Origin of the sequence: Streptomyces sp. UH6, assembly GCF_013421635.1 — a bacterium.
GTDB classification, from domain to species: Bacteria; Actinomycetota; Actinomycetes; order Streptomycetales; family Streptomycetaceae; genus Streptomyces; species Streptomyces abyssomicinicus.
The window spans coordinates 1-9,928 of sequence record NZ_JACADT010000113.1; the positions used below are offsets into that span (position 1 = coordinate 1).

5 protein-coding genes and 2 pseudogenes are annotated in these 9,928 nt (G+C 72.8%); 5 read left to right on the forward strand and 2 right to left on the reverse strand.

Annotated features, from left to right (window positions below; genetic code table 11):
* Window positions 1-263 precede the first annotated feature (263 nt).
* From HW445_RS09235 to helR, 3 genes are all read left to right on the forward strand, one after another.
* Window positions 264-1,997, forward strand: coding sequence for an ABC transporter ATP-binding protein (locus tag HW445_RS09235; protein WP_180220540.1), 1,734 nt, complete (start codon window positions 264-266; stop codon window positions 1,995-1,997).
* Window positions 1,997-3,925 carry an ABC transporter ATP-binding protein gene (locus tag HW445_RS09240; protein ID WP_180220541.1) on the forward strand — a complete coding sequence of 643 codons (1,929 nt, stop codon included), beginning with the start codon at window positions 1,997-1,999 and terminating at the stop codon, window positions 3,923-3,925. The genes HW445_RS09235 and HW445_RS09240 overlap by 1 nt, the downstream gene beginning before the upstream one ends.
* A 201-nt stretch (window positions 3,926-4,126) precedes the next feature.
* Window positions 4,127-6,316 (forward strand): RNA polymerase recycling motor ATPase HelR, encoded by a 2,190-nt coding sequence (helR, locus tag HW445_RS09245; protein ID WP_180220542.1) that lies wholly within the window; start codon window positions 4,127-4,129, stop codon window positions 6,314-6,316.
* Here the strand turns inward: helR and HW445_RS09250 are convergent.
* Window positions 6,304-7,555, reverse strand: a pseudogene (locus HW445_RS09250) (RNA polymerase sigma factor). The gene helR and the pseudogene HW445_RS09250 sit on opposite strands and share 13 nt — an antisense overlap.
* A gap of 230 nt (window positions 7,556-7,785) precedes the next feature.
* Here HW445_RS09250 and HW445_RS09255 point away from each other — a divergent pair.
* A complete protein-coding gene (locus HW445_RS09255) occupies window positions 7,786-8,409 on the forward strand; it encodes a hypothetical protein (protein ID WP_180220544.1) in 624 nt (207 codons plus the stop codon).
* Window positions 8,406-9,371: a nucleotidyl transferase AbiEii/AbiGii toxin family protein gene (locus HW445_RS09260; protein ID WP_257230949.1), complete on the forward strand. Its 966-nt coding sequence runs from the start codon at window positions 8,406-8,408 to the stop codon at window positions 9,369-9,371. Before HW445_RS09255 ends, HW445_RS09260 begins: the two co-directional genes overlap by 4 nt.
* A gap of 62 nt (window positions 9,372-9,433) precedes the next feature.
* Here the strand turns inward: HW445_RS09260 and HW445_RS09265 are convergent.
* A pseudogene (locus HW445_RS09265) lies at window positions 9,434-9,928 on the reverse strand (DNA primase); the annotation flags it as partial.

Genomic DNA, 9,928 nt, shown 5'->3' on the forward strand with positions numbered 1-9,928 from the left:
TCGGCAAGGCCGTGCGCCAGCAGTACGGGGCGGTCCGCGAACAGACGCATCCGGGCGCGTTCCCGGCCTGACGGGCCCGCGAGCACGCACCCCGCGCCCGCCCCCCGGGGTGGGGCCCGCACCCCCACGGCTGAACCCTGACCCGGTTTTGGCCCGCGCTTGGCTCAATCGACTTGAGGTAACACCACCGGAGTGTCCGACGATAGGCGGCGTGGGGTCCGCACAGGCGGTCCCCTTCTCGTCGGCCTCTCGAAAGTATCGGCGTGCTCATACGACTCCTCAGGGCCCACCTGCGGCCCTACCGCACACAGATCGCCGTCGTCGTGGTGCTGCAGTTGCTGCAGACCTGCGCGACCCTCTACCTGCCCACCCTCAACGCCGACATCATCGACGACGGCGTGGTGAAGGGCGACACGGGTTACATCCTGACGTTCGGCGCCCTGATGCTGGGGATCTCCCTGGCCCAGGTCGCCTGCAACATCGGCGCCGTCCACTTCGGCGCGCGGACCGCCGCCGCGCTGGGACGTGACATGCGGGCCGCCGTGTTCGACCGGGTGCAGTCGTTCTCGGCCCGCGAGCTGGGCCGGTTCGGCGCCCCGTCACTGATCACCCGGACCACCAACGACGTCCAGCAGATCCAGATGCTGGCGCTGATGACGTTCACCCTGATGGTGTCCGCGCCGATCATGGGCGTGGGCGGCGTGATCATGTCCCTGGGCCTGGACGTGCCGCTGTCCGGCGTGCTGCTGGCGGTGCTGCCGGTGATGGGGGTGGCGCTGACCCTGATGATCCGCCTGCTGCGGCCGCTGTTCAGGACCATGCAGGAGCGGCTGGACTCGGTCAACCGGGTGCTGCGGGAGCAGATCACCGGCAACCGGGTGATCCGCGCGTTCGTCCGCGACGAGTACGAGCAGCGGCGGTTCCGGAAGGCCAACCAGGACCTGACCGAGGTCGCCCTCGGGACGGGCAACCTGATGGCGCTGATGTTCCCCGTCGTGATGACGGTGGTGAACCTGGCGTCGATCGCGGTGATCTGGTTCGGCGCCCACCGGATCGACTCGGGCTCCATGGGCATCGGCGACCTGACGGCGTTCCTGGCCTACCTGATGCAGACCGTCATGTCGGTGATGATGGCCACCTTCATGTTCATGATGGTGCCGCGCGCGGAGGTCTGCGCCGAGCGCATCCAGGAGGTCCTGGAGACGGAGTCGAGCGTGGTGCCCCCGACCGCCGGGGTGAGCGAGCTGCGCGCGAGCGGCACGCTGGAGCTGCGCGGGGCCGGCTTCCGGTATCCGGGCGCCGAGGAGCCGGTGCTGAAGGGCATCGACCTGCTGGCCCGGCCGGGGGAGATCACGGCGGTGATCGGTTCGACCGGCTCCGGCAAGTCGACGCTGCTGGGCCTGGTGCCCCGCCTGTTCGACACCACCGAGGGCGAGGTCCTGGTCGACGGGGTGGACGTCCGGGAGATCGACCCCCGGGTGCTGGCCCGCACGGTGTCCCTGGTCCCGCAGAAGCCGTACCTGTTCGCCGGGACGGTGGCGTCCAACCTGCGCTACGGCAACCCGGACGCCACCGACGAGGAGCTGTGGCACGCGCTGGAGGTGGCGCAGGCCGAGGAGTTCGTCCGGACGCTGGAGGGCGGCCTCGACGCCCCCGTCGCACAGGGCGGCTCCAACGTCTCGGGCGGTCAGCGGCAGCGGCTGGCGATCGCCCGGACCCTGGTGCAGCGGCCGGAGATCTACCTCTTCGACGACTCCTTCTCGGCCCTGGACTACGCCACCGACGCCGCGCTGCGGGCGGCGCTGACGCGGGAGACCGCCGGGGCGACCGTGGTGATCGTGGCCCAGCGGGTGTCCACGATCAGGGACGCGGACCGCATCGTGGTGCTGGACGAGGGCCGGGTGGTCGGCGCGGGCCGGCACGCCGAGCTGATGGCGGACAACGAGACCTACCGGGAGATCGTGCTCTCCCAGCTGACGGAAGCGGAGGCAGCCTGATGGCCGGGCCTGCGGGGCGGATGATGGCCGGGACCGGCCCGGACAACCGGTCGATGGACTTCAAGGGGTCGACCAGACGGCTGCTGGCGCAGTTCAAGCCCGAGCGGGCGGGCCTGTGGGTGATGCTCGCCTCGGTCGTGGTGAGCGTGGCGCTGACGGTGACCGGTCCGAAGATCCTGGGGCACGCGACCGACATGGTCTTCTCGGGGATCGTCGGCCGCCAGATGCCGGCGGGCGCCTCCAAGGAGCAGGTGCTCGAGGCCATGCGGGCGCGCGGCGAGGACGGCGTCGCGGACATGCTGGGCGGGGTGGACTTCACGCCGGGCGAGGGCATCGACTTCGCTGCGGTGGGCCAGGTGCTGCTGCTGGCCCTCGGCATGTTCGTGGCGGCCGGTCTGCTGATGGCGGTGGCCACCCGGATGGTCAACCGCGCGGTGAACCGGACGATGTTCCGGATGCGCGAGGACGTGCAGACGAAGCTGTCGCGGCTGCCGCTGTCGTACTTCGACAAGCGGCAGCGCGGCGAGGTGCTGAGCCGGGCGACCAACGACATCGACAACCTGGGGCAGACGCTGCAGCAGTCGATGGGGCAGCTGGTCAACGCGATCCTGTCCATCGTGGGCGTGCTGGTGATGATGTTCTGGGTGTCCTGGCTGCTGGCGCTGGTGGCGCTGGTGACGGTCCCGCTGTCGTTCGTGGTGGCGACCAGGGTCGGCAAGCGGTCCCAGCCGCACTTCGTGGCGCAGTGGCGCACCACCGGGCAGCTGAACGCGCACATCGAGGAGATGTACACCGGGCACGCGCTGGTGAAGGTGTTCGGCCGGCAGGAGGAGTCGGCGCGCACGTTCGCCGAGCACAACGAGGAGCTGTACCAGGCCGGGTTCAAGGCGCAGTTCATGAGCGGTGTCATGCAGCCGCTGATGATGTTCGTCTCCAACCTGAACTACGTCCTGGTGGCCGTGGTCGGCGGTCTGCGGGTGGCGTCGGGCTCGCTGTCGATCGGCGACGTGCAGGCGTTCATCCAGTACTCGCGGCAGTTCTCGATGCCGCTGACGCAGGTGGCGTCGATGGCCAACCTGGTGCAGTCGGGCGTCGCCTCCGCGGAGCGGGTCTTCGAGCTGCTGGACGCCGAGGAGCAGGAGGCGGACCCGATCCCGGGCGTGCGCCCGGAGGAGCTGCGCGGCCGGGTCGGGTTCGAGCAGGTGTCGTTCCGCTACGCCCCGGACAAGCCGCTGATCGAGGACCTGTCGCTGACGGTGGAGCCGGGGCACACGGTGGCGATCGTCGGCCCGACCGGCGCCGGCAAGACGACGCTGGTCAACCTGCTGATGCGCTTCTACGAGGTCACCGGCGGCCGGATCACGCTGGACGGCGTGGACGTCGCCACCATGTCGCGCGACGAGCTGCGGTCCGCGATCGGCATGGTGCTCCAGGACACCTGGCTGTTCGGCGGGACGATCGCGGAGAACATCGCCTACGGCGCGCCCGGTGAGGTGACCCGCGGCGACGTGGAGGAGGCGGCGCGGGCCGCCCACGCGGACCGGTTCGTCAGGACCCTGCCGGACGGCTACGACACGGTGATCGACGGCGAGGGCGCGGGGGTGAGCGCGGGCGAGAAGCAGCTGATCACGATCGCCCGGGCCTTCCTCTCCGACCCGGTGATCCTGGTGCTGGACGAGGCGACCAGTTCCGTCGACACGCGCACCGAGGTGCTGATCCAGAAGGCGATGGCGAAGCTGGCGCACGGCCGGACCTCGTTCGTGATCGCCCACCGGCTCTCGACGATCCGGGACGCGGACACCATCCTGGTGATGGAGGACGGCGCGATCGTCGAACAGGGCCGCCACGCCCAGCTGCTGGCGGCGGGCGGGGCCTACGCCCGCCTCTACCAGGCGCAGTTCGCCCAGGCGGTCGCCGAGGTGGAGTGACCCCGGCAACGGTTCGGCCCCACCCGCCTGGCGGGTGGGGCCGAACCGTTCGTCTCGAGTGGGCCGGAGGAGAACGCACCTCCCGCCACTTCTAAGGTATAGCGCAAGGGGGGCCTTGCGGCAAGGCCCCCCTCGTGCCACACAATCGCTGCTCCGCGCCGGTGTCCACGGGCGCGCGACCGCCACCTGCCACGGAGCTGAATGGTGAACCCCCCTGCCCTGCCCACCCGCGTCTTCGACCTGCCCGAGCGGCTGGCGGCCAAGGCCGACCCCCGGCTGATCGCCGGCGACGAGCGGCACTTCGCCGAGGTCGCGGCCACCCTGGAACAGGCGGTCGCCGAGCTGTCCGGCCGGCTCGACGCCGAGCGGCGGGCGCCCGGCGGTGTGGGCCGGGAGGCGATGGAGCGGGACCTGGAGATCCACCGGCTCACCGCGCGGCTGCGGGCCCTGCGCCGTTTCGGGCTCGACCTGTGCCTGGGCCGGATGGTGCCGGCCGGCGAGGAGGAGCCCGTCTACGTCGGGCGGCTGGGCCTCACCGACAGTTCGGGCCGCCGGCTGCTGATCGACTGGCGCTCCCCCGCCGCCGAACCGTTCTTCGCGGCGACGCACGCCAGCCCGATGGGTCTGGCCGGCCGTCGCCGGTACCGGTGGTCCCGGGGCAGGATCAGCGACTACTGGGACGAGGTGTTCACCGCCGACGGCCTGGCGGAGCAGCACGCGGCGCTGGACGACCAGTCCGCCTTCATCGCCAGTCTCGGCGCCAACCGGTCCTCGCGGATGCGGGACGTGCTCGCCACCATCCAGGCCGACCAGGACGCCGTGATCCGCGCGGGCTCCCGGGGCGCGCTGGTGGTCGACGGCGGGCCGGGCACCGGCAAGACCGTCGTCGCCCTGCACCGGTCCGCGTACCTGCTGTACTCCGATCCGCGGCTCGGGCACCGCCGGGGCGGGGTGCTGTTCGTGGGCCCGCACCAGCCGTACCTGAACTACGTCGCCGACGTGCTGCCCAGCCTCGGCGAGGAGGGCGTGCGCACCTGCACCCTGCGCGACCTGGTCGCCGAGGGGGCACGGGCGGTGCCCGAGCCGGACCCGGAGGCCGCCCGGCTGAAGTCGTCGGTGGAGATGGTGGGGGCGATCGAGAAGGCCGTGCGGTTCTACGAGTCGCCGCCCACCGAGGGGATGACGGTGACCACGCCCTGGGGCGAGGTGCCGCTGAGCGCCGCCGACTGGGCGGAGGCGTTCTCGGCGGCCGAGCCCGGCACCCCGCACAACGAGGCCCGCGAGCAGATCTGGGACGAACTGGTCGCGATGCTCCAGGGCAGGATCAGGGCCGAGATCCCCGCCGTGCTGTTCCGCCGGGCGCTGGCGAACGACGCCGAGCTGACCGGGGCGCTGAGCGCGGCGTGGCCGCTCGTCGAGGCGGCCGACCTGGTCGGCGACCTGTGGACGGTGCCCGCCTACCTGCGGCTGTGCGCGCCCTGGCTGGGTCCCGACGAGGTGCGTCTGCTGCAGCGGAAGGCGCCGGACGCGTGGACGGTCTGCGACCTGCCGCTGCTGGACGCCGCGCGCCAGCGGCTGGGCGATCCGCGGACCGCTGTGCGCAAGCGCCGCCACAAGGCATCCGTCGCCGCCGAGCGGGAGCGGATGGCGGGGGTCATCGACAGCGTGGTGGCGGCCGACCCGGACGGCGAGGGCGCGGTGACCATGCTGGCCGGGGAGGACCTCAGGGAGAGCCTGGTCGACGACTCAGCCCTGCCGTCCCACGCCGGCGACCCGCTGGCGGGTCCGTTCGCCCACGTGGTGGTGGACGAGGCGCAGGAGCTGACCGACGCGGAGTGGCAGATGCTGCTGCTGCGCTGCCCGTCCCGCAGTTTCACCGTGGTCGGCGACCGCGCCCAGGCCCGGCACGGCTTCACCGAGTCCTGGCGGGAGCGGCTGCGCCGGGTCGGGCTGGACCGGGTGGAGATGGCGTCGCTGAGCATCAACTACCGGACGCCGCAGGAGGTCATGACGGAGGCGGAGCCGGTGATCCGGGCCGCGATCCCGGACGCCAACGTGCCCACGTCGGTCCGTGCCTCCGGCATCCCGGTCCGCTACGGGCGGGTGGCGGAGCTGCGGGACGTCCTCGGGGAGTGGCTCGACGCCAACGAGGACGGGACCGCCTGCGTCATCGGCGACCCCGCCTTCCGGGAGACGCCCCGCGTCCGGTCGCTCACCCCCGAACTGGCGAAGGGGCTGGAGTTCGACCTGGTGGTGCTGGTCGAACCGGAGCGGTTCGGCGAGGGCGTCGCGGGCGCGGTGGACCGCTACGTCGCCATGACGCGGGCCACCCAGCGGCTCGTCGTGCTCACGGACCGGCCCGGCGGGCCGGCCGCGGATCAGTCGAGGTAGCCGCGCAGCTGCTCGGCGAAGGTGTGGTCGCGCAGCTTGCTCAGCGTCTTGGACTCGATCTGCCGGATCCGCTCCCGGGTGACGCCGAAGAGCCGGCCGATCTCCTCGAGGGTGCGGGGGCGGCCGTCGACCAGCCCGTAGCGGAGCTGGACCACCCGGCGCTCCCGCTCGTTGAGGGTGGACAGCACCGCCTCCAGGTGCTGGCGCAGCAGGATGAACGACGCCGTCTCGACCGGGGAGACGGCGTCGCCGTCCTCGATGAGATCGCCTAAGGCGACGTCCTCCTCCTCGCCGACCGGGGCGTGCAGGGAGACCGGTTCCTGCGCGAGCCGCAGCACCTCCCGGACCCGCTCGCCGGTCAGGTCGAGGTGGGCGGCGACCTCCTCCGCGGTGGGTTCGCAGCCGCGCTCCTGGAGCATCCGGCGCTGCACCCGCACCACGCGGTTGATCAGCTCGACCACGTGGACCGGGACCCGGATGGTGCGGGCCTGGTCGGCGAGGGCGCGGGACATGGCCTGGCGGATCCACCAGGTGGCGTAGGTGGAGAACTTGTAGCCGCGGGCGTAGTCGAACTTCTCCACCGCGCGGATCAGGCCGAGGTTGCCCTCCTGGACCAGGTCCAGCATGGTCAGCCCCCGGCCGACGTACCGCTTGGCGACCGACACGACCAGCCGGAGGTTGGCCTCGATCAGGCGGCGCTTGGCGAGGCGGCCCATCACCACCAGCCGGTCCAGGTCGTGCGCGAGCCGGCTGTCCAGGTCCGGGGTGCGGCTCAGCTTCTCCTCCGCGAACAGTCCCGCCTCGACCCTGCGGGCCAGCTCGACCTCCTCCGCGGCGCTGAGCAGCGGGATGCGGCCGATCTCGCGGAGGTACTGCCGGAACAGGTCCGCGGAGGGCCCCGCCGCCTGCGCCCGGCGGCGCGCGGCGCCCCGCTCCTCCGGCTCGGCCGGCTCCACGGGCTCCAGGGCCTCCACCGGTTCCGCGGGCTCCAGGGCCTCCACCGGCTCCGCGGACTCCAGGGCCTCCACGGGTTCCACGGGTTCCACCGGCCCCGCCGGCTCGTCGAACGGGGCGACCTGCGCCTCGGGGTGGTGTGCGGCACGGTCCTGCTGGGGCACCGCCGGCAGGACCGGCGCGCCGGTGTCGCCGAGGACGCGCGAGGGTCCGGTGGTGTGGGTGAGGGTCTGGGTCTGCACGCGTGCGACCTCCAGGGGGAATCGCTGCTGGGCGGTGCGGCAGCGCTTGCGTCTGTGGGCGACTGCGGGAGCTGGCGCCGGGCGGCTCGGCCGCGCCGTGGGTGCGGGCCGGGCGTGCTCCGGTACTCGGCGCCGGACTCAGTGTGGCGTAGGACACAGCCCCCTCACGAGGGTCGTGCGCCGACTTTCTGGGACCGGTGCGTGACGGCTTGATTACCCGCTGGACGCAAAACTCATGTGCGCCCCAGGAAATCCCTCTGTAATGATCAGCCGATGTCCCGTTCTTCCTACGAAGCGCATCTGACCGTCCGGTGCGCGGGCGGCGCCGCACTGGACCGGCTGCGTGGCTGGTCGACGGCGCGCGGCCTCAAGCTGACCCACGTGGTGCTGGCGCGCGGGCGTACGCCGTCCCAGCCGATGCTGACCCTGCGCCATGCCGCCTCCTACGGTGGCCAGTTGGCGCGGGCCCGGGAGGTGGCCGCGGAGCTGGAGGCGGACGGCTTCCCCGTGGTCCGGGTGAAGGTCGAGTCGGATCCCTGGGCGCCGGAGGTGCCGCGCGAACCCTGCGGCGGCGACCGGCACTTCGAGCACCACGTGAAGCTGCGCCTGCCCGCGGGCGCCGACCTGCCGGAACTCGCCGCCCGGGTCGCGCCGCACGGCGCCCACCTCTCCTGGAACGCCCGCCGGGTCACCGGCGCGGGCCACCACGAGCGGTTCGTCACCCAGCGCTGCCGGGACGTGGACGCGGACGGCGCGGGGCGGGCGCTGGAGGCGCTGCTGGGGAGCCTGTCGGGGCTGGAAGTGCTGGACGTGGAGCGGGAGTTCGTGCTGTACGACAGCGACGCGTCGGTGGACGCGGGATGGCTGGAGGAGATCGGCGAAGGAGCCGCGGGATGAGCGCGCCCAGGAATCCGTGGAAGAACCCTCGGTACCACGACCTGCCGGACACCTTGAGCTGGGTGGACGCGGACGGGGTGACCCAGCAGCCGGTCTTCGACCCGGCGATGAAGCACCGCACGGACGCCTACCGGGCCTCGGAGCCCCGCTTCGAGCACGCCCGGCAGGGCGTGCGGTGGCGTGCCGCGCGGCGGCGGGCGCTGGACCTGGTGCTGGAGGCGGTGGCCGGGTCCGCGTGGTCCGAGGCGCTGGTGCTGCGCGGCAGCGCGCTGATGGCGCTCCGGTTCGGCGAGGAGGCCCGCGAGCCGGGTGACCTGGACTTCGTGGTGGCGCCGCACACGCGGCGGATGGAGGACCCCGGCACGCCCCGGATGCTCGAGGAGATCGCCCGGGCCGCGCAGTCCCTGTCCGGGTGGGAGGCCGCCTGCCCGGAGATCCACGCGGACGGCGCGGTGACGGAGGACATCTGGACCTACGAGCGGGTGCCGGGCCGCCGGATGGTGCTGCCGTGGTCGGCGCCCGAGGCGTCCGGCCTGCCCGGCGGCACGGTGCAACTGGACTTCGTCTTCAACGAGGAGCTGCTCCAGGAACCGGAGGCGGTGGCGCTGCCCGGCGGCACCACGGTGCGGGCGGCGACGCTCGAACTGTCCCTGGCCTGGAAGGTGCTCTGGCTGCTCTCCGACCGCTACCCACAGGGCAAGGACCTCTACGACGCGGTGCTGCTGGCCGAACGCGTGCCGCTGTCACGGGAGTTGCTGCGGCCGGTGCTGGAGCGGTGCGAGGACTGGCCGTACTTGAGGAGCCTGGGACGGCTGACGCGCGCGCACCTGGCCGCGCAGCTGGCGGACGTCCAGTGGGCGGAGTTCGTCGTCGACCATCCGCCGTTCGAGGGCCGCCGGCAGGAGTACACGGACCGGTTGCTCGACGCACTGGAGCCCACCCTGGGGCTCGAGTTGACCTGAGGGGCGCCGACAGCCCGCGAGGGCGGTCGCGCCGACAGCCCTCGCAGGCGGCCCGGTTCCGGCTAGAGCGCGGCCGCGCCGCGCTCCCGCAGGGCCTGGCCGTACTGCTGGAGCACCCACACCTCGTTCTGCACCGCGGCGAGCTGCGCCGGGTCGCCCTGGTGGCCGAGGCGGGCCAGGCTGCTCTGGATCTCACTGATGCGGCGGTCCACCGCGCGGCGGCGGACCGCGACCAGCTGCTCCCCGGCGTAGTTCTCGTCCACCGGGCGGCGGACCATGATCGCCTCGACGGCCAGCTCGGTGACCATGGACCGCACGGTGTCGTCGGGGGCGGCGTCGCGGACCCGGATCAGGTACTCCTGCGGGTCCCGCGCGCCGGCCTCGGCGCCGCCCGCGTCCATGACGGCCTGGCGGACCGCCGCGTAGGGCGGGGCGGTGAACTCGTCGACGCCGTAGGCGTCGAACGCCGGGGCGACCAGCTCGGGCCGTTGCAGGGCGAGCTTGATCAGCTCGCGCTCGGTGGCGTGCACCGGGTTGCGGAGGTTGAGCGGGGGGCC

Excerpts from the sequence above, each read along its gene's own strand:
- HW445_RS09240 (WP_180220541.1), top strand. The coding sequence starts at position 1,997 with ATGGCCGGGCCTGCGGGGCGGATGATGGCCGGGACCGGCCCGGACAAC.
- helR (WP_180220542.1), top strand. The coding sequence starts at position 4,127 with ATGGTGAACCCCCCTGCCCTGCCCACCCGCGTCTTCGACCTGCCCGAG.
- HW445_RS09255 (WP_180220544.1), top strand. The coding sequence starts at position 7,786 with ATGTCCCGTTCTTCCTACGAAGCGCATCTGACCGTCCGGTGCGCGGGC.
- HW445_RS09260 (WP_257230949.1), top strand. The coding sequence starts at position 8,406 with ATGAGCGCGCCCAGGAATCCGTGGAAGAACCCTCGGTACCACGACCTG.